The organism is Mycobacterium sp. MAA66 (assembly GCF_041261665.1).
In the GTDB taxonomy this organism is placed as follows: domain Bacteria; phylum Actinomycetota; class Actinomycetes; order Mycobacteriales; family Mycobacteriaceae; genus Mycobacterium.
Genome location: NZ_JBGCCC010000006.1, coordinates 45007 through 62095, shown reverse-complemented (window position 1 = coordinate 62095; position 17089 = coordinate 45007). Strand labels below are relative to the sequence as shown.

The 17089-nt window shown below is 65.0% G+C and carries 19 protein-coding genes; 9 read left to right on the top strand and 10 right to left on the bottom strand.

What is annotated here, in order from left to right; translation table 11 throughout:
- The first annotated feature begins 26 nt into the window (after positions 1-26).
- A complete protein-coding gene (locus ABIA30_RS18055; RefSeq protein WP_370067822.1) occupies positions 27-566 on the top strand; it encodes a hypothetical protein in 540 nt (179 codons plus the stop codon).
- Between the two features lie 47 nt (positions 567-613).
- Here the strand turns inward: ABIA30_RS18055 and ABIA30_RS18050 are convergent, their stop codons facing one another.
- Positions 614-850, bottom strand: coding sequence for a hypothetical protein (locus ABIA30_RS18050; RefSeq protein WP_370067820.1), 237 nt, complete (start codon positions 848-850; stop codon positions 614-616).
- Positions 851-1019: 169 nt separating this feature from the next.
- Positions 1020-1706 carry a class I SAM-dependent methyltransferase gene (locus ABIA30_RS18045; protein WP_370067818.1) on the bottom strand — a complete coding sequence of 229 codons (687 nt, stop codon included), beginning with the start codon at positions 1704-1706 and terminating at the stop codon, positions 1020-1022.
- 45 nt (positions 1707-1751) lie between these two features.
- On the opposite strand from ABIA30_RS18045, the gene ABIA30_RS18040 reads away from it, so the two are divergent.
- Positions 1752-2165 carry a MarR family winged helix-turn-helix transcriptional regulator gene (locus tag ABIA30_RS18040; RefSeq protein ID WP_370067816.1) on the top strand — a complete coding sequence of 138 codons (414 nt, stop codon included), beginning with the start codon at positions 1752-1754 and terminating at the stop codon, positions 2163-2165.
- A 273-nt stretch (positions 2166-2438) separates the two neighbouring features.
- Here the strand turns inward: ABIA30_RS18040 and ABIA30_RS18035 are convergent, their stop codons facing one another.
- Positions 2439-3332, bottom strand: coding sequence for a mycobacterial-type methylenetetrahydrofolate reductase (locus ABIA30_RS18035; RefSeq protein ID WP_370067814.1), 894 nt, complete (start codon positions 3330-3332; stop codon positions 2439-2441).
- A 165-nt stretch (positions 3333-3497) separates the two neighbouring features.
- Between ABIA30_RS18035 and ABIA30_RS18030 the strand changes: the two genes are divergently transcribed.
- Entirely contained in the window at positions 3498-4259 is a 762-nt protein-coding gene (locus ABIA30_RS18030) for an alpha/beta hydrolase family protein (RefSeq protein WP_370067812.1), read from the top strand.
- On the opposite strand, the gene ABIA30_RS18025 is transcribed toward ABIA30_RS18030, so the two are convergent.
- A complete protein-coding gene (locus ABIA30_RS18025; protein WP_370067810.1) occupies positions 4252-5922 on the bottom strand; it encodes an alpha-keto acid decarboxylase family protein in 1671 nt (556 codons plus the stop codon). The two genes, ABIA30_RS18030 and ABIA30_RS18025, sit on opposite strands and share 8 nt — an antisense overlap.
- 104 nt (positions 5923-6026) lie before the next feature.
- Here ABIA30_RS18025 and ABIA30_RS18020 point away from each other — a divergent pair, with 104 nt between their 5' ends.
- From ABIA30_RS18020 to ABIA30_RS18010, 3 genes are all read left to right on the top strand, one after another.
- Positions 6027-6635, top strand: a complete 609-nt coding sequence (locus tag ABIA30_RS18020; protein WP_370067808.1) for a TetR/AcrR family transcriptional regulator — start codon at positions 6027-6029, stop codon at positions 6633-6635.
- A 75-nt stretch (positions 6636-6710) separates the two neighbouring features.
- Positions 6711-8252, top strand: a complete 1542-nt coding sequence (locus ABIA30_RS18015) for an FAD-dependent monooxygenase (protein ID WP_370067806.1) — start codon at positions 6711-6713, stop codon at positions 8250-8252.
- A 73-nt stretch (positions 8253-8325) separates the two neighbouring features.
- The gene (locus ABIA30_RS18010) at positions 8326-8859 is read left to right on the top strand and encodes a hypothetical protein (RefSeq protein WP_370067804.1); all 534 of its coding nucleotides are present in this window, start codon (positions 8326-8328) and stop codon (positions 8857-8859) included.
- Here ABIA30_RS18010 and ABIA30_RS18005 read toward each other — a convergent pair.
- Entirely contained in the window at positions 8856-10073 is a 1218-nt protein-coding gene (locus tag ABIA30_RS18005) for a hypothetical protein (RefSeq protein ID WP_370067802.1), read from the bottom strand. The genes ABIA30_RS18010 and ABIA30_RS18005 overlap by 4 nt on opposite strands.
- Before the next feature lie 154 nt (positions 10074-10227).
- Between ABIA30_RS18005 and ABIA30_RS18000 the strand changes: the two genes are divergently transcribed.
- Positions 10228-10995: a hypothetical protein gene (locus tag ABIA30_RS18000; RefSeq protein WP_370067800.1), complete on the top strand. Its 768-nt coding sequence runs from the start codon at positions 10228-10230 to the stop codon at positions 10993-10995.
- A 5-nt stretch (positions 10996-11000) separates the two neighbouring features.
- On the opposite strand, the gene ABIA30_RS17995 is transcribed toward ABIA30_RS18000, so the two are convergent.
- From ABIA30_RS17995 to ABIA30_RS17980, 4 genes are all read right to left on the bottom strand, one after another.
- Positions 11001-12161, bottom strand: a complete 1161-nt coding sequence (locus tag ABIA30_RS17995) for a hypothetical protein (RefSeq protein WP_370067798.1) — start codon at positions 12159-12161, stop codon at positions 11001-11003.
- A 312-nt stretch (positions 12162-12473) separates the two neighbouring features.
- Positions 12474-12902: a hypothetical protein gene (locus ABIA30_RS17990; RefSeq protein WP_370067796.1), complete on the bottom strand. Its 429-nt coding sequence runs from the start codon at positions 12900-12902 to the stop codon at positions 12474-12476.
- Between the two features lie 52 nt (positions 12903-12954).
- A complete protein-coding gene (locus tag ABIA30_RS17985) occupies positions 12955-13614 on the bottom strand; it encodes a hypothetical protein (protein ID WP_370067794.1) in 660 nt (219 codons plus the stop codon).
- Between the two features lie 20 nt (positions 13615-13634).
- The gene (locus ABIA30_RS17980; protein WP_370067792.1) at positions 13635-14270 is read right to left on the bottom strand and encodes an LpqN/LpqT family lipoprotein; all 636 of its coding nucleotides are present in this window, start codon (positions 14268-14270) and stop codon (positions 13635-13637) included.
- A gap of 183 nt (positions 14271-14453) precedes the next feature.
- On the opposite strand from ABIA30_RS17980, the gene ABIA30_RS17975 reads away from it, so the two are divergent.
- Both ABIA30_RS17975 and ABIA30_RS17970 read left to right on the top strand, forming a co-directional pair.
- Complete coding sequence (locus ABIA30_RS17975) at positions 14454-15305, top strand: MBL fold metallo-hydrolase (protein WP_370067790.1); 852 nt, start codon at positions 14454-14456, stop codon at positions 15303-15305.
- Positions 15306-15307: 2 nt separating this feature from the next.
- Positions 15308-16438, top strand: a complete 1131-nt coding sequence (locus tag ABIA30_RS17970) for an alkene reductase (RefSeq protein ID WP_370067788.1) — start codon at positions 15308-15310, stop codon at positions 16436-16438.
- A 5-nt stretch (positions 16439-16443) separates the two neighbouring features.
- On the opposite strand, the gene ABIA30_RS17965 is transcribed toward ABIA30_RS17970, so the two are convergent.
- On the bottom strand, positions 16444-17007 hold the full coding sequence (locus ABIA30_RS17965; RefSeq protein WP_370067786.1) for a PadR family transcriptional regulator: 564 nt from the start codon (positions 17005-17007) through the stop codon (positions 16444-16446).
- Positions 17008-17089 lie beyond the last annotated feature (82 nt).

The window sequence follows — 17089 nt, the reverse complement described above, 5'->3', positions numbered from 1 at the left end:
ACAAGTATCGAACGAAAGGCAGTGACATGGGCACCACACTCGCAACCAACGACCAGCGCGATATCGACCCGATCGCGCACCGCGGCGCAAGCGCAGCGGATGGAGGCCAACGTCACCACTACTTCGGCAGGGTCATCGCAGCAGGCGCCATTGGGCTCGCCGCCCTCTCTGTCGTATTGGCCGCTCCCGCCGCAGCGCATGGATCCCCGCACAGCGACAACGCCCACCATCACAGCGTGACGAGTTCAGCTCATGCGCAACAGGATTCAGCACACCCTCAGCACAGCCGCGGCGCCGCCGCTACGCCGCCGGCCAGTGGCACCGGGGGCGCCGTGGCCAATCCGGCCGCCGGCGATCCGACATCGGGAGCTCCGGCCGGAGGCGGCGGTCACGACAAATGCAAGCGCGCCAAGAACGGTCAGGTACCGCCGTGGTGCACCGATCCAGCCGCCGGCTGGGGAAGCACTCTGCATCGCGCCGAAGGCGGTTTCCCCACCATGAGCAGCGCCAAGTCCAATTCAAGCAACGCCCGCGCCGCTGCCGGCCGGGTCGGCGCCCACCGCTGACATGGGCCCTTGGCATCAAGAAAATGCCGGGTGGGTTCAGCGCGTCGTCAGCGGCTCTGGTGCACAGAGGTGTCGACGTGCGGCACCTGCACGCGCGGTTGCGTGCTGTAGATCCATTGCAGCTGGCTCAACCCGCTGTCCGCTTTGAGCACCGTTCCGTTGACCGATGACGCCACCTCGGAACTGGAGCTGATCGACCAGACGACCGGAGACACCAGCGCCACTGCTGCCAGTCCGCCCGCCATCACGAAACGACCCATCGTCTGCCGCAGAGACCCGTTCACTGTCTTCATCGTCGTTGCCCTTCATTGCTGTCCGAAGGCGACCATTCGGCCGTCGTAGGCTGCAACCGCAGGGCGCCGGAAATTCAATCCGGCGGCTATCGGGTTTGGTTATGGCGGCTATCACATCGACCACTAGGTGTGAGAGGTCACGCGTTCGTTACGTGAGTGATTACTGCGGGCGGTGGGCAGAGAGCAGCCAGGCGGCAACGGATTTCAGTCCGTCGGGTTCGTCTCGGAAGTCAATCGAAGCGAAGTGCGCGGGAAGCGCGTCGGGCAATCGGCAGTGATGGCGAGCGGGCCGGACATCGTCGATAACCCAGCCTCGGGCGACGGTCTCGGCGAGTTCGTCCGCGCTGACGGGAGCAACCGAGGCCTTGGGAGCATCTGGCATAGCGCTGCGATCAAAGGCCAGTACGTAGAAGCGTGCCCCCGGTGCGGCAGCCCTGGCCATCGATGCGACGTAGCCTTCGCGGCGAGCGATGGGCATCGAATGGAATAGGGCACTGTCGATTATGGTGTCGAAGCGCCCGTCGTAGCCGTGCAGTGTGGTGATGTCGGCGACGGCGAACTGAGCGGTCGTCAGGCCACGTGAGCGTGCCTGGCTGATGGCGAGATCGATCGCGGTTGGCGACAAGTCGATGCCCACGGTGCGATAGCCGCGGCCGGCCAAGTCGAGGGACAACGCAGCTTCACCGCACCCGGCGTCGAGGACGTCCCCGACCACCAAGCCGGCGTCGATGAGCGCGGCGATGTCGGGTTGGGGTTTGTCGAGGCTCCAGCCGGGTCGGCCGGCGCCGAACTCGGTCACAGCGCCGCGATATATCGGGTCGAAGTCGAAGTTGTGTGCGTCAGCCATAGACCGGTTATATCAGGATTCCGAATATATGGGAACCTGATATGCGTGGCGAATAAAACCGAGCTGCTTGGACCATTGCTCTACCGGGTAAGCGCCAAGCTCAGGGCTGCGATGGCTGCCGCGCTCAGACCGTTCGACCTGACGCTAAGCGAGTTCGTGTGCCTGAAGCTCCTGCGAGATACGCCAGGACTGACGAATGCCGACCTCGCGCGATTGTTCGAAGTCAGCCCCCAAACGATGAACGCCACCCTCAAAGCCCTTCAGTCGTCACAGCTGGTCGAACGGCCTGCATCAGCCGCACAGGGACGCACGCTTCCGACAGAAATCACCACCGCTGGGCGGAGACTTCTCGACGCCATCGAGCCGGCGGCCCTCCATGCCGAGGCCACGGTGTTGGCTGCTCTTCCGGCCGCTGATCGCCAACGCTTCAAGCACATGCTCGATGCCATCGCTGGGTAGCGCGGGACCAACCCCTCTCGCGGCCACAGTCCGGCCGCTTCGGTCACTGCAGCGACGCGGCTCGCCTAACGGTCAAGGAAGGTTGGCCACTCCAAATCGCATGTGCCACAGGACAGCCGACACACCGAACCCCAACAGCAGTGGCCCTGTCGAACGGCGCCGCATACTGCCGGCGCACCTGCCCACGTCGCCTCCCGATCCGGTAGCCCGGCCGGCCGAGACCCTGCGTGCCCTGACCGTCGATCCGCACGCCGGCCAACCCAGGGAACTGGGTCAGCCGCGATCCGGTGCCCAGTAGGCCAGCATCTCGGCGAACGTCTCGAACGCCGGCTTGGACACCCCGTAGGCCGCTTCCAGATGAATGCTCAGCGGAAAACCCAATTCGCCGACCCCGTCGATGACCCGCTTGTACAAGTCCAGCATCAGCGCACGCTTCTTGATGGGTTCCAACGCAGCCAACCGCGAAACGAACTCCTGCTCAGCGGCGACCAACGGATTGCCCGGGTCTTGGATCAGCCAGTTGATCAGCCCGACCGTGGACTCGATCTTCGGGACGAAACCGAAGGACAGCAGAATCTCGGGCCGGTGGTCGCTGGTCTTGGCGAACTCGGCGAGAAAATCCACGATCGCGTCCGAGTACAGCAGTTGGGTCATGCCGTAGGTGGCGCGCTGGTTGCACTTGAAATTGAACCGGCCCTGTTCACCCTCGCGGGTAGGGATCAGGATGACGCCGCGGTTGGGTACCTGGTCGGCGTAGATGGTCAACGCATCGGTCGGTGCGACGCCGGCGCCCTCACCGTCGTTCATGGTGCGCGGGACACCGACAAAGGCGATGCCATCGAAGTCGGCGGCCTGCAGCACGCCCAGCCGTTCCCCCAGCGCATCCTGATCCAGGAACGAGGTCACCTGGGTGCACAGGCCGCGCATGCCCGGCAGCTCTGGCTTGATCAGCGTCCAGAAGTCGAGGACGTCCATCTTGGGCTTCATCTCGACGGGACGGTCACCGTCCTCTTCGATCATGCCGGGGATCATCACGTGCCCGATACGTCCCTCGATACCGACCTCGGCGGCCTTGGCCAGCACCTTGTGCGCCTCTTCGATGGCGTACTGCGGACCGCGTTCGATATTGGTAGGAACCAGCTCGAATGCGATGGTACTGAGGGTCACGTATCTGCTCCGGATCTCACGACAGCGGTCGGGTGTAGCGGGCGTCGCTGGCCGCCGCGACCCGCAGGTCGTTGTTTCCCGTGAAACACACCCTACCCAGCGACTCTGGCAACAATGCCGCCACATCCACGTCACCGAACTAGGTCCGCGTGATAAACCTCCCCCATGGCAGAACGCGTCAGGTTCCCCAGTTCCACCGGGCCCATGCTGGCTGGGCTCATCGATCTGCCCGAGGGGATCCCGCGCGGATGGGGAGTCTTCTCACACGGATTCACTCTGGGGAAGGACTCCCCCGCCGCCGCACGCATCTGCAAACAACTTGCCGCCGACGGCATCGGGATGCTGCGCTTCGATGCCATCGGGCTGGGCGACTCGGAAGGCCACTGGGGCGACGGCTCGTTCACCCACAAGACCAATGACGTCATCGAGGCGTGCAAGTTCATGGCCGAGCGCGGCACTCCGCCGGCTCTGTTGGTAGGTCACTCGTTCGGCGGCGCCTCGGTGCTCGCCGGCGCCCGCCAGGCACCGGGAGTGCGTGCAGTGGTGACCGTCGGTGCGCCCATCGACCCGTCGCACGTCGAGAAACAGTACGACGACGTTCTCGATTGTGTGATGGCCAATGGCAGTGCTCAATGGATGGTCGGCGGGCGCGAACTCACCCTCAAACGGGACTTCGTCGAGGACGTCCGGGCGGCCAAGCTGCACGACAAGATCCACAGCCTCAAACTGCCACTGCTGATCCTGCACTCCCCCACCGACAACACGGTGGGCATCGAGAACGCCAGCCAGATCTTCGTGACCGCCCGGCACCCAAGGAGTTTCGTGTCGTTGGAGGGATCGGAGCATCTGCTCACCGGCCCGGGGCAGGCCAAACGAGCCGGCCGGATCATCGGCGCCTGGGCCGATGCATACCTCGGCGCTAGGTGACCTGGTTCGCGTTCGCCTTCGCGATCGCCTCGGCGAGTTCCTCCAACAATGGCGGCACGTCCAATGCCGTCACCACGGCTTCGATGAACACCATGTCGTCCGGATGCGCGGCCGCTTCGGCCAGCGCGGTATCCAGCTCGCCGCCGGTTGTCGCGCGGTAGGACAACGGGTTTCGCACGCCGAGGACGGCGGGGACGTCCCGCCACTGCCAGCCGACGATGTCGTTGTACGGTGCGGTCGGCCCGTGGATGGCACGTTCGACGGTGTAGCCGTCGTTGTTCACCAGAATCACCACAGCGGGCACACCTTCCCTTCCGAACTGGCCAAGTTCCTGGATGGTCAACTGAGCGGCGCCATCGCCGATCAACAGCACCGGCCGTCGGTCCCGGTGCGCCAAGCCGGCTCCCAGCGCCGCCGGCAAGGTGTACCCGATGGACGCCCACAACGGCTGGCCGATGAACGTCACCCCGGCCGGCAACCGGTGTCGGGCCATGCCGTAGTAGGACGTGCCTTGCTCGGCGAGCACGATGTTGCCCGGTGTCAATGCCCCACACACCTTGTCCCACAGGGCCTTCTGAGTGAGCGGTTGGCCGGGATCACCGGCGGGGCCGGGCGGCACGGGGGCGGGCTGCGGGACTGCGGCAGACCGGGTGGATCGCGCCGAGAGGATGCCGGTCAAGGCGACCAGCGCCGCCGACATATCAAGGGGCGCAAAGACCTCCCCGGCCACGACGCTCTGGTTCGCGCCGATGTCGATGGTGCGCGCCGGGTCGATCTGCTGGGTGAACGACGCACTGACCATGTCGGTGAACTGCACGCCCGCAGTGACCAGAACCGGCGCCTCCTCGATGGCCCGGCGGACTGACTCATCGCTGGAGGCCCCCGCGTAGATACCCAGGAACTCCTGTGCACTTTCGTCGACCAGGCTCTTGCCCCACATCAAGGTCGCGTGTGGCACCACATCGGCGGCCAGTAGCGCCTCAAGCTCGGGAACGGCCTCCAATCGGTGCACCAAAAGGTCTGCCAGGACGGTCAATTGGTGGGTACCGATCAATCGCGCGGCAGCCTCGGTGAACAGCGCCAGTGCGCGGGGGCTGGTGCCGCTGGCGTACCGCGGCAGCGGCACGGTCGGCGGCTCGACGGGAAAGCGGGCCACGTCGGTGGCCAGCATCAGGTAGCCGGGTAGTTTGCGTTCCCTGACCTCCGAGAGCACTCGGTCGATCTCCCGGGTCGCGGTGGCCGGTACCAGTTTCGCTTGAGCGCAGGTGATTTCGCGAGCGATGCGAAGGAAGTGCTCGAAGTCGCCGTCGCCCAGGGAGTGGTGCACGACGCGCCGTGCGCCCTGGGTGTCCATCGATGGGGCTCCGACGACGTGCACCACCGGGACATGTTCGGCATAGCTGCCGGCAATGGCGTTGGTTGCGGACAACTCACCGACGCCGAAGGTGGTGATCAGGGCAGCCATCCCCCGCAGACGGCCATATCCGTCGGCGGCGTAACCGGCATTGAGCTCGTTGGCGCTGCCAACCCAGCGAATATCCGGATGGGCAATCACGTGGTCGAGTAATTCCAAGTTGAAATCGCCTGGCACTCCGAATATTTCAGTGACACCGAGTTCGGCCAACCGATCCAGCAGGTAGTCACCGACGGTGTATTCGGACATGCCGGCCTCCTGGTGTCGCTGTTACCGCGATGGTATCCGCCGTTCCCCCGCTCGGCACCAGTACAGTTACGGAACCGAATTGTTCCGCTCTTGCAGGAGTCACCATGCCGACCGGTCGAGGACCTAAGCGCGCCGCGGGTCGTTGGGACCCGTCCCTGGAGGGTGCCATCCTGGACGCGGCGCTGGCAGCGGTTGCCGAGCTGGGCTACGACCGGATGACCATGGATGATCTGGCGGCCCGCGCCGGTGTCGGAAAGGCCGCGATCTACCGGCGGTGGTCGTCCAAGGGCGAAGTGGTCGCCGAAGCCATCGCGCACTGGCGACGCTCACTGGGCCCGTCGACTACCCCTGACACCGGCTCCTTGCGCGGCGACCTGGACGCGCTGGTGGAAGCGGTGCGCGACTACAACGACAATGAGCTCAACATGTTTCGCGTGGTGATCGGGGTGGCCACCGCGGCCATGCGCGATCCGGTGCTGTCCGCCGCGCTCGACGACCTGGTGCTGAGCGTGCCGCGTCAGGTGCTGCGATCTGTGTTGGATCGCGCGGTCGCTCGCGGCGAGATCTCGTCCGAACTCGATCTGTCACTGGTGCCCGATGCCGTCCTCGGGCTCAACGTTCTGCGCATGATCTCGGGCCGACCGGTCGACCGGATCTACGTGCGGCGGGTGCTGGATGACCTCGTGTTGCCGCTCGCGACCGCCCCTCGGTAATCCAGGCCTTGCATCGTCGCCGAGATCGTGCGACCGTTGAACGGAACTTATTAGTTCCGTTCAATTGGAGGAGTCATGGATACTCCGGTGCTGATCGTGGGCGCGGGTGCCGCCGGACTGACGGCCGCAGCCGTGCTGTCCAAGCACGGCGTCAAGTCACTGGTAGTGGAGAAGCGCCGGGAAGTCTTCCGCTATCCCAAGGCCCGCAATCTGAGCTTCCGATCGCTGGAAATACTGCGTGGGCTGGGTCTGTCCGACGAGATTCACGCCGTCGGTGCCGACTTGCCGGACATGATCTGCAAACCGACGCTCAACAGCGCCGAAGAATTGCCGGCCCTCGATATCAAGGCGGTCTTCGGCGGGCTCGACGGCCTGAGCCCGGAGCCGGTGGTTCAGTATTGCCCGCAGAGCAGACTGGAGCCGATGCTGTTGCGGCACATCAGAAACTACGGCAGCCAGGTCAGGTACGGCACCGAACTGGTGGCAGTGCGGCAGGACGCTGACGGGGTGGACGCGGTGCTGCGGGACAGCGAGTCCGGGCAGAGCACCGCAGTGCACGCCGACTACCTCGTAGCCGCCGATGGTGTGCACAGTCCGATCCGCAAGAGCCTCGGCATCGGCACCACCGGGTGCGATGCCCTCCCGATCTACGTGGTGTTCGTCTACTTCCGCGGTCCCTGGCTGCAGTTCGTCCCGCACCTGGGCGACGGATCGAGCGTGCAGGTGAAAAATGCTGCGGTGGACGGGATTTTCGTGCCCGCCGACGGCGACCTGTGCGTGTTTGTCACCACCTATTTTCCACAGCGCGGACAGTCTGTCGATGAGTTCACCGAAGGGCGGTGCCGCGAATTACTGCTCGCCGCGGTGGGCGAACCAATCGACATCGAGATCATCGAGATCACGTCGTGGCAGCCGTATGAGCGCGTCACCGAAACGTTCCGGCACGACCGAACCTTCTTCGTCGGCGACGCCGCCCATGCCATGCCGCCCTTCAAAGCCGGAGGTGCCAACGTGGCCATCCAGAGCGCGGACAACCTGGCCTGGAAACTGGCCGCGGTGCTGCAGGGGCAAGCCGGCTCGGCATTACTGGACACCTATCACGACGAGCGCCATCCGATCGGGGCATTCAGCTGCCGGCAGTCATTGGCCGGACCGCCACTGGCCTTCCTGGACATCGGCTCGTACACCGGGCTCGAGGCCGATGAGGAACAGCCTTTGTTCGCCATGCTTGCCGGCTATCGATACCGTTCGGCGGCAGTCATTTCCGATGACCCGCCCACCGGAGAACTCCCCGAGCTGGTGTCCGAACTGCGTGGGCAGCCCGGCACGCGGGTACCGCACGTCTGGCTGCAGGGCGGGCTATCCACTCTCGACCTTGCCGGCCCCGGCTTTGCCCTGCTGACCGCCGACGCCACCGGACGTTGGGCCAATTCTGCTCCCAAAGAGGTTGCTGTGCATGTGATTCCAGCGGATCGCTGGGCGGCCGCAACCAGCCTCGGGTCGGACGGCGCCCTACTGATGCGGCCCGATGCCTTCATCGCATGGCGGACCGAGGCGATGCCCCCTGATCCGGCCGGTGCGCTCACCCGGGTGTTGTCGGACATCTACCAAAGATGACGCAGTAGACAGTCCCTATCTCGGCCGCTACGGAAGATGTAGCGCGCAGCCCAAACCACCTATCCTTAGGGGTATGCAACGGTTAGCTCCCATCATCATCGGGTCAGCCGCAGCCTTGCTGCTCAGCTCGTGCGGATCCACCCAACCGACGCCGACGGCCTCCGGTATCACGACGTCGTCGACCCCGGAGAGCACCATCCCAGACACCAGTTCCCCGGGCCCCAAACCGATTCCGCTCATCCCGCTTCCTCCGACGATGTTCCGACAGGCCAAGTGGGTCGACCTGAAGGTCGGTGACTGCCTCGTCGGACCGCCGCCCAGCGACCCCAGCATCGTCGAGGTTCAGCTGACCGATTGCCAGGTACCGCATGCCGCCGAGGTGTTCCTACGCACCAACGTTGCCGTCAACGACGCCATCGCCGGTGTCGCCGACGGACGCTGCGCCGACGGGCTGGCGCAATACACCCACCAGCATGGGCGCTACACCTCGACCTACCTCATCGACTCCAACATGGACCGTACCGGCTACACGACGTTGCCCAGCACCGTGATCTGCGTCCTGCAGGCCGCCAACGGCCAGCAGCTGTCGGGTTCAGCCCGCAGCTAGCGCTTGGCGGTCAACAGAATGTATTGCGCGGCAACCTGTTCGTGCACATCCTGCAGATCTTTGCCGTGCGCCTCAATCGCGTAATTGCCCGCCGGTGCAACACAGTAGGACTGCTTGCCCTCTGCCATCGACACGCACTTGCTCAGCGGCAGGCCGGGCACCGCGTCGGCCGGTTGCGCACCCGCACCGACCTCCTTGGCGAAGGTGTTGACCACGTCGACCGCGGACCACGGATCCTTGGCCTGGAACACGTTGGTCACGCCCAGGGCCACTTCGGTGATCCCGTTGTCCTTGAAGGTCTTGGCCGATGCGATCGGGTCGACCTGAAAATGCAGGGCCCCGTCGCCGGAGTAGACGGCGTTCTTCGTCGGCGAGCTGGCGTCGGTCAGCAGCGTCATGGCAAGCAGCCCGGTCGGATCGATCGGAACCTGCGCCAGCGCCCCCGGGTCAACCGGCTTGAATCCGTCCAAGAGCGGTAGCTGTGTGTCAATACTCTTGGCCACCAAGGCATTCGTCGGATCCAAACCACGAGGATCTTGGGCGAACTGCATCAGCACCAGCGGACCGTGTGCGGTGAATGACCTGATGCTGGCTCGTTGCTCCCCGCCCGCCTCGACCTGATAGGTCGAGGCCAGGGTTTCCGGATGACCAGGTACGGCAACGGGTTTCGGCACGCCTCCCCTGATCTGGGTCGCCGTCGCCGCGGTGTTCATGTCGGCGGCCGCTTTGGTTGCGTCATCCGGACCGGCGAACTGCAGGACCGCGTTGACCAGAACCACTTTGTCGGCAGAATCCCTGGTCGAGGCGAAACCATCGACGAAGTTGTGCCGACCAGCTGCGTCAGCCACCGCACCCGGGCCCAACTGGCCGAGCACATCGGCCTTGTCGATGACCAGGACCGGCGACATAAATGGTTGTGTCAGCTTCGAATCCACCGCCCACGGTCCTGCCACGTACCCGGCCAACCGGTGCGCGTCGATCGTGGCGCCGAGCGCCGGATCGCCTGCCGGGCCCAACGCAGGGCGCGGTGTGGTCGGATACTTGCCGGGCTGCAGATGCGCCGGATCAATGATCGGCGGCGGGGGCTTTTGGGTCGTCGTTGTCGTGGTACTGCCCCCGGGTGACGACGGGCTGGATTGCGGGTGCCCACCGCACGCGGCCACAGCCGCAACGGCGGTCAGCGCAACTGAGAACCTCGCGACACGGCGCAGCATGACCCTCCTACAGGACGTCTCGTCAAACCTTGTCGCCCCAACCTAACTGGTAGACCCCACCTGCCTCAGGCGCTTGGGCAAGGTCGGCTGTCTGCGTACTGTGAGAGTTCTGCGAGCGGCCGACCGTACCCGATCACGCACCTAGCATCGCTTCATGAGTTGGCTCAACATCTGGTGGCACGACGAGGTCGTATACGGCTACAAAGGCCCGCTGCTGCTCAGTTTCACCGCGTTCATCGTGACCTTCATCTCTACCCGGACCATCACCCGGATGATCCGGGCCGGCAAAGGGCCGTTTCACGACATCGACAACGGTGGCGTACATATGCACCACTCCACCCCGGGTGTGCTGATCCTGATCCTGGGTGCGTTCATGGCCGTCGGGTCACCACCGCAGACCGTGTGGATCTACGTGTCCGGTGTCTTCGTCGGCATCGGTGCCTCGTTGGTGCTCGACGAGTTCGCCATGTTGTTCCGGCTACAGGACGTGTACTGGTCGCAGGAAGGCCAGCTCTCACTGAACGTGGTGACGCTGGCGGCGGGCTGTGTGGGACTGGCCGCCGTGGGTATCTCACCGGTCAAGCTGGATCGCCTGGCCGACGTATCGACGGCGGCCCGGGTCGTCGCGACAACCTGGCTCGGCATCCACCTGGCGTTTGTGGTGATCACCGCACTGAAGGGCAAGTACCCGACGGCGCTGATCGGACTGTTCTTCGGCCCGGTCACCTGGTTCGGCGCGATCCGGCTTGCGCGTCCGACCTCGCCGTGGGCGCGCAAGCGGTACTCCCCGGAGAAGCTGGAACGGGCCCGGCAGCGGGCGGCCGCCATCGACGACAGGTGGGGCCCGGTGCGTCAGCGTTGGGACAGCTTCATCGGCGGCACTCCGACAACGCAGGCAGTCGACCAACGGCCCAACACCTAACGGCCCTACTTGCTGCCGTGGCCGCCGGCGTGACCGGTTCCCGCCGCGGGGTGGCGCGCTGCATGGGTGTCGTGGGATCCCTTGCTGCCGTTGGTCTTCGAATCGGTCTTGGCGTCCGAAGTGTCGGCCTTGACGGGCTTGTTCGACTTCGTTGTCTTGCCAACTGGCTTGGAGTTGTCCGGCGTCGACGCCGGCGGCTTGAGCGTCAACGTGGTGTTCTTGGGATTCGTCTTGGGTACCGCGGCAATGGAGTTCTTCACCGCAGCCGACGAGGTTGCCGACTTACCCTGCAAGCTTGCGACGAAGGCCTGCACCGCCAGCGACAGCGCATTGACCGGCGCCGTGGCCATCCGGAAGAGGTTGATCGGAATCGCCAGAGGCGGAAGTCCGAATGCACCGCTGAGGCCCTCCAGACCGGTGGGCGGCACCACCACGTTCTCGAAGAACGTATTCACCGCGGTGAGAACCGCTTTGACCGGCTGAGCGCCGGCCACCGGCCCCAGCAGTTTGGTCAGGGAGTTGGTGACCGTCGTACCGGCCGTCGTCGCGCCCTGGTAGAGCCCACCGTCGACGGCGATGAGCCCGAGGTCGGCATTGGTTCGGACTACCTGGAAGGTGTTCAGCGCCGAGTTCAACGCCGAGTTCACGAAGTCGACGATCTGCGTGATGATCGACGACGGCGTGATGGCCGCGGCATTGGCGACCACGTTCGACGTGGCCGCCGGCTTCAGCGCCGCCGCGGGCGTTGCGATCACCGAACCCAGCGACAGCAGGCTTTTGACCAGCGTCACCACGTCCTGGACGACACCGGTGGCCCCTCCCCCGACAGCGGCAATCAGGGTGGTGAAGTAGTTCTGCAGGACGCCCGGAATGATCGACGGCTCTTGGATCATTCCCTGGAGGTTCTCGGTGATGAGCATGGCCGGCCAAATGATCGGCTGCATGATGGTGTGGAAGGCGACCGATCCGACAAACGTATTCAGGTCGGTGCCTACGGCGGCCACAATTTTTCCGATGTCAGCCACCCACATCGCGGGATTGGCGGCATTGGCCGCGGCCTGCTCGAACTGACTGACCGCGGTCTGGAACGCCGACTCGGCCGTCGTCAGCCTGATCTGGACGGTGGTCGCCCCAGGCAGGCTGCCCGAATGGATCGGGCTAACCACGACCGCGCTCGCTCCGACAGTCGCCAGAGCCGCCATTACAGCGATAGCCGATTTTTGATAGTTAGCTGCAGTTGTCTTTGCACATACCGACGTCATCGCCGCTCCCCTGTTAGAGGCGATCGGAAGTGCCATCCTTAACTGGGATTACTCCGCAGCTTCCCCTCAGCCTGCGGCAATGCACAACGGTCGCCAACGGATGTACTGTCACCAACAGTACCCACAGTATGTTTGCTGAGTCAACGGATTGGTTAGATGAGTCAGCAATACCGACCAGGGACGTTCATCGCCCTGGCAAACACCACGGTGTGCGCGTCAGGCGTTCGGGGCCGGCGGTGGAGCAGGAGCGAGAGTGAACTGCAGGGTCTTGCCGCCCTGCGGATCACCCGGGCATCCGACGCTGTAGGTGAGCGTGCCGGTGCCGGCCAGGGTCGCCGGGTCGAACGACGCCTTGGCAGTCATCGATTTGCTCCGACCGTTGGTGCACTTGACGACATTCTGCACCGGATTCATCACCCATTGCCCGTCGATCAGGTGCGCATCGGTCTTCCAGCCCTTGCTGCCCACCACGTGCAGGCAGCCGTCACCACACGGAGTGAAAGTCCATGTGGTGGGCGGGGTTCCATCGCTCCAGGTGACGACGTATGGCCCGGCTGGGTCATCGGCCCACGCCGTCGGAACGGCCAGCGACCCGACCGCCATCAACACAGCCGCTGGCACCACAACCGTCCGGATGATTCGCATGATCTTCAGTGTGCCAAATTTGCCGGTCCGGGTGATGAGGAACTGCGCGGGTTCACAACCCCGGCGTCGACACCTGCAACCCATCGAGCATGAGCTGCGCATCTTGCTGGTAGGTCGGGTTGTCGGGAGCTGCGCTCTGCACCGTCGCGGTCACCAGATACTCCTGGCCGCCGGTGCCGACGACCATGGATCGCACCTTCGACTGGCGTAGCTGGCCACCGGGCATCACCGCCGGCTGATTGAACGTCAGCGTCGCCGCGGGCAGCCCGCACTGTTTGCCCCTGCTGGTCACCAGATTCGTGGTACTCGGCAGAGCGCGCAGGCTCTGCTCTTGCTTGTCGAACTCGCCCTGCGGTTCGATCGGCTTGATATGAATAAGGGCCACAACGATATTCGCCGGAAACGCGTTCGCCGCCAGCGCATTGTTGACCATCCGGTAGCGGATCAGTGCACTGTCCAACGTGTCGTCGCGCACCCAGCCGGCGGGCTGCGGCACGCGCAGCTGCGGTTCGGCATCGTTCTGCGACGGGATGTCGGCCAGTTGGGCGTCGACGTGGGCGCATGCGGTCGGGGTGCCGACGCCTCCGCCGGGTGCCGGTCGGGCGTCGACGGCGGTCGCCTCGCCCGCGATCACATTCGAGCTGCACCCGCACAACGTCGTCGCGACCAGCAGCAGTGCGCCGACGGAGCGCACGCCCCGATGTGTGGTCATCACGCGATCCTAGAGCTGGCTCACGTGCTGGGAGCCGACACCTGCAAACCGTCGAAAATCGTCTTGATGTCCTTGCGATAGACCGCATTGTCGGGATCTGCCGTCTGCGCCGTCGCCGTCACCAGGTATTGCTTGTTCCCCACCGGGGCCACGACGGCCAGGGTCGTCACCGCGCGTTGCCCCCGGCCCAGCATGCGCGGCCCGCGGAAGCTGATCAGATCGGCCGGCAATCCGCATACCGTGGACAGCTGCGAGTTGAGTCCGGAGACCTTGCCGCGTCTGATCAACAGCTTGCGCTGGTCGGCGAAGATCGTCTGCGCGTCGAAATAGTTCGTTTTCTCCAGTGTGACAACGACATTGGAGGCGAACATGTTGCCCGTCAAGCGAGGGTTCGTCATGACGAACCGAATGAGTCCCCGGGTCATCTTCGGGACCGTCTCCCAGTCGGTTGGTTGCGGCACCCGAAGCTTCGGCTCCGTGGTGCTGTGCGTGTTGACGTCTTTCAACGGAGCGTCGACCTTGGTGCAGGCCGACAGACCAGCCGAGGCATTCGACACCCGTTGCCCTGCACCGTTGACGACCTGTGTGCAACCCGACAGCGCCAGCACCGCCGCGAGGGCCACCACCACGGGTGTCGGGCGGAATCGAGTGGTCATCAACGGTCCTTCCGTTCGCGCTGTTCGTACAACCCTAAGAGGCCGTGGTGACGAACTGGCAGCGTCCCGCCATCCGCCGACCCCAGGGCTCAGTCTGTCCCCGCGAATACCAGGACCATCGCGGTCACCCTGCCGGCCCGAATCCGGGCACAAACTCGCCCGGTCGAGCAGTTGGTCCTGACCATGACTCTCTCGGTGAATGTCTTCAACAGCGGCTACCTGCCGGTGAACAGCGGGCCCGGCTGGGATGGCCCGGCTCCCGCGACGTGGCCTGCGTCCACGGCCACCCTGGTCTCCGGCGATCGCGAGGCTGTCCTGATCGATGCGTTGATGACCATCGATGAAGGCCACCAACTGGTCTCGTGGATCCGCGGGCTCGGCAAGAACGTCACCCACGTCGTGATCACCCACGGTCACGGCGATCATTTCTTCGGCGCGGGCCCGGTGCTGGCAGCGTTCCCGGATGCGCAGCTGGTTGCGCTCGACGAGGCAGTCATCGAGGAAGCCGCAGCACACCTGGAGCCACCGGTTCTGCAGAACTGGCTCGACTGGTTCGGTGACCGGTTCGATCGCCGCGCGGCCATCCCCCGCATCGGTCCGGCGGTGATCGAGCTCGAGGGCCACGCGGTACGGCTCCTGGCCGTGGGCGATGCCGACGGCACGCTCGGCACGGTGGTACATGTCCCGGAACTCGAGCTCGTGGTGGCGGGCGACGCGGTGTACAACGGCATCCACATGTGGCTGTGGAACTCCACACCCCAAAGCCGGCACGCCTGGCTGCGCACCATCGATGCAGTGGCCGAGTTGCACCCCACCACCATCATCGCCGGCCATCAGGATCCTTCCGCCCCGGACAACGACGCGGTCCGGCAGCTCGCCGAATCACGCGAATACATCAAGGCTTTCGAAGCTGCGGTCGCCGAATCGACCTCGCCCGGCGCGGTGATCGATGCCATGACCGCCGCCTTCCCCGGCCGCGGCAACCCCTACACGCTCTTTCTGGCCGCCCACTCACAGTTCCCGCAGGAGGCATGAACATGAGCCAGCCATTGCTCGAGCCCTACCGCATGGGCGATCTGCAGCTCGCCAACCGTGTGGTGATGGCGCCGCTGACCCGCAGCCGAGCCACCAATCCGGTACTGGAACCGACCGAACTGCACGCCCGCTACTACGCCCAACGTGCCTCGGCCGGGCTGATCATCAGTGAGGGCATCTGGGTCAGCCGTGATGCTGTCGGATGGCACGACGTGCCAGGGCTTTTCACCGATGACCAGGTGCGCGCGTGGTCGACGGTCACCGAGGCCGTGCATGAAGCCGGCGGTGTCATCTTCGCCCAGCTGTGGCACACCGGATCGGCGTCACATCCCGATTTCTTCGATGGCCGAGCGCCATTGGCACCGTCGGCAGTCAATCCCGGGCTGAGCTCACCCACCCCATCGGGCAGCCAACCGACGGTGACACCGCAGGCCATGACGTCGGCCGATATTCGCGCCACTGTTTCCGATTTCGCCGCCGCGGCGGCGAATGCCAAGCGCGCCGGATTCGACGGCGTACAGGTGCAGGCCGGCTTCAACTACCTCATCGGCCAGTTCCTCAACCCCCGGACCAACACCCGCACCGATGCGTACGGCGGGTCGATTACGAACCGGGCTCGGATACTCTTCGAGATCCTCGATGCCGTGGGCGCGCAGGTCGACATCGGACGGGTCGGCGTGAAGGCCGGGCCGGCGTGGGCAGAGCGTGGCGAATTCGTCTCCACTGCGGACACATTGGCGAGCAGTGAGTACATCGCGTCCCGGCTGAACGACTATCGGCTGGCGCACTGGTTGTTGATGGGCGCGATGGCCGACCTCAGCGCAGGCCCGTTGGCCGGGCTTGCGGGCGACGGTATGTTCGAGCACTTCCGGAAGCTGTATCGGGGCACGCTGATCGCCAACGTCGGCATGACCCAGGACCGCGGTAATCGACTGCTATCAACCCGGGCGGTCGACCTGGTGGCTTTCGGCCGCCCTTTCATCGCCAATCCTGATCTGCCTGAACGCTTTTCGATAGGCGCTCAGCTGGCACAGTCCGATGGGTCGTCGCACTACACGCCCGGACCGGTCGGGTACACCGACTATCCGGCGTGGACCGATACGCAGGAGTGCTTGTCCACGGCGTGCCGATAACCAAGTCAGGGACGCCGGTGCGTCCGCGCGGTGATCGCCGCCGATGCCCGGCGCCCCCAGCGAATGTTCTCCTCCTCGAAGGAGATACCGCGCAGCAGCGTCAGATACGGGCCCACCCGCGGCGCATCGGCAAGGAACTCCTCTTCGCTGCGGCCGTCGAGGAGGCGAGCCCGCAGCCGTTCGTAGCGTTCGAGTTTGTCCGTCGACCGCCGGACTTGCTCATCGATGGCCGCGCACACCGAGTCGGGACTGCCGCCTTCGACTGCTGCCACCTTCACCAATAACTCGTCCCGCATGACTGAAGGCCGGGGCGGCGCCTCGGTGAAATCTCGGACGGCGGCGCGCCCTTCGTCGGTCAGGTTGTAGACGCGCTTGTTGGGGCGCCGCTCCTGTTCGACCACCCGCGCGACGATCAATCCCTCGGCGGCCAGTCGGTCGAGTTCGCGATACAACTGCTGGGGCGTGGCCGCCCAGTAGTTCGCGACGGATCCATCGAACCCTTTGGCGAGGTCATAGCCCGACGCCTCGCTGTCGAGGAGGGCCGCCATGACGGCATCGCGTAGAGCCATCCCGCGATCCTATAGTCAACAAAGTGATTAGTCACATATGGACATATCTTGAGTCGGGCGCTAGCGTCGGCACTACCCATTC

Coding starts and splice junctions, on each gene's coding strand:
- ABIA30_RS18055 (WP_370067822.1), top strand. CDS start 27: ATGGGCACCACACTCGCAACCAACGACCAGCGCGATATCGACCCGATC.
- ABIA30_RS18045 (WP_370067818.1), bottom strand. CDS start 1,706: ATGGCTGACGCACACAACTTCGACTTCGACCCGATATATCGCGGCGCT.
- ABIA30_RS18030 (WP_370067812.1), top strand. CDS start 3,498: ATGGCAGAACGCGTCAGGTTCCCCAGTTCCACCGGGCCCATGCTGGCT.
- ABIA30_RS18025 (WP_370067810.1), bottom strand. CDS start 5,922: ATGTCCGAATACACCGTCGGTGACTACCTGCTGGATCGGTTGGCCGAA.
- ABIA30_RS18020 (WP_370067808.1), top strand. CDS start 6,027: ATGCCGACCGGTCGAGGACCTAAGCGCGCCGCGGGTCGTTGGGACCCG.
- ABIA30_RS18015 (WP_370067806.1), top strand. CDS start 6,711: ATGGATACTCCGGTGCTGATCGTGGGCGCGGGTGCCGCCGGACTGACG.
- ABIA30_RS18010 (WP_370067804.1), top strand. CDS start 8,326: ATGCAACGGTTAGCTCCCATCATCATCGGGTCAGCCGCAGCCTTGCTG.
- ABIA30_RS18005 (WP_370067802.1), bottom strand. CDS start 10,073: ATGCTGCGCCGTGTCGCGAGGTTCTCAGTTGCGCTGACCGCCGTTGCG.
- ABIA30_RS18000 (WP_370067800.1), top strand. CDS start 10,228: ATGAGTTGGCTCAACATCTGGTGGCACGACGAGGTCGTATACGGCTAC.
- ABIA30_RS17990 (WP_370067796.1), bottom strand. CDS start 12,902: ATGCGAATCATCCGGACGGTTGTGGTGCCAGCGGCTGTGTTGATGGCG.
- ABIA30_RS17985 (WP_370067794.1), bottom strand. CDS start 13,614: ATGACCACACATCGGGGCGTGCGCTCCGTCGGCGCACTGCTGCTGGTC.
- ABIA30_RS17980 (WP_370067792.1), bottom strand. CDS start 14,270: ATGACCACTCGATTCCGCCCGACACCCGTGGTGGTGGCCCTCGCGGCG.
- ABIA30_RS17975 (WP_370067790.1), top strand. CDS start 14,454: ATGACTCTCTCGGTGAATGTCTTCAACAGCGGCTACCTGCCGGTGAAC.
- ABIA30_RS17970 (WP_370067788.1), top strand. CDS start 15,308: ATGAGCCAGCCATTGCTCGAGCCCTACCGCATGGGCGATCTGCAGCTC.
- ABIA30_RS17965 (WP_370067786.1), bottom strand. CDS start 17,007: ATGGCTCTACGCGATGCCGTCATGGCGGCCCTCCTCGACAGCGAGGCG.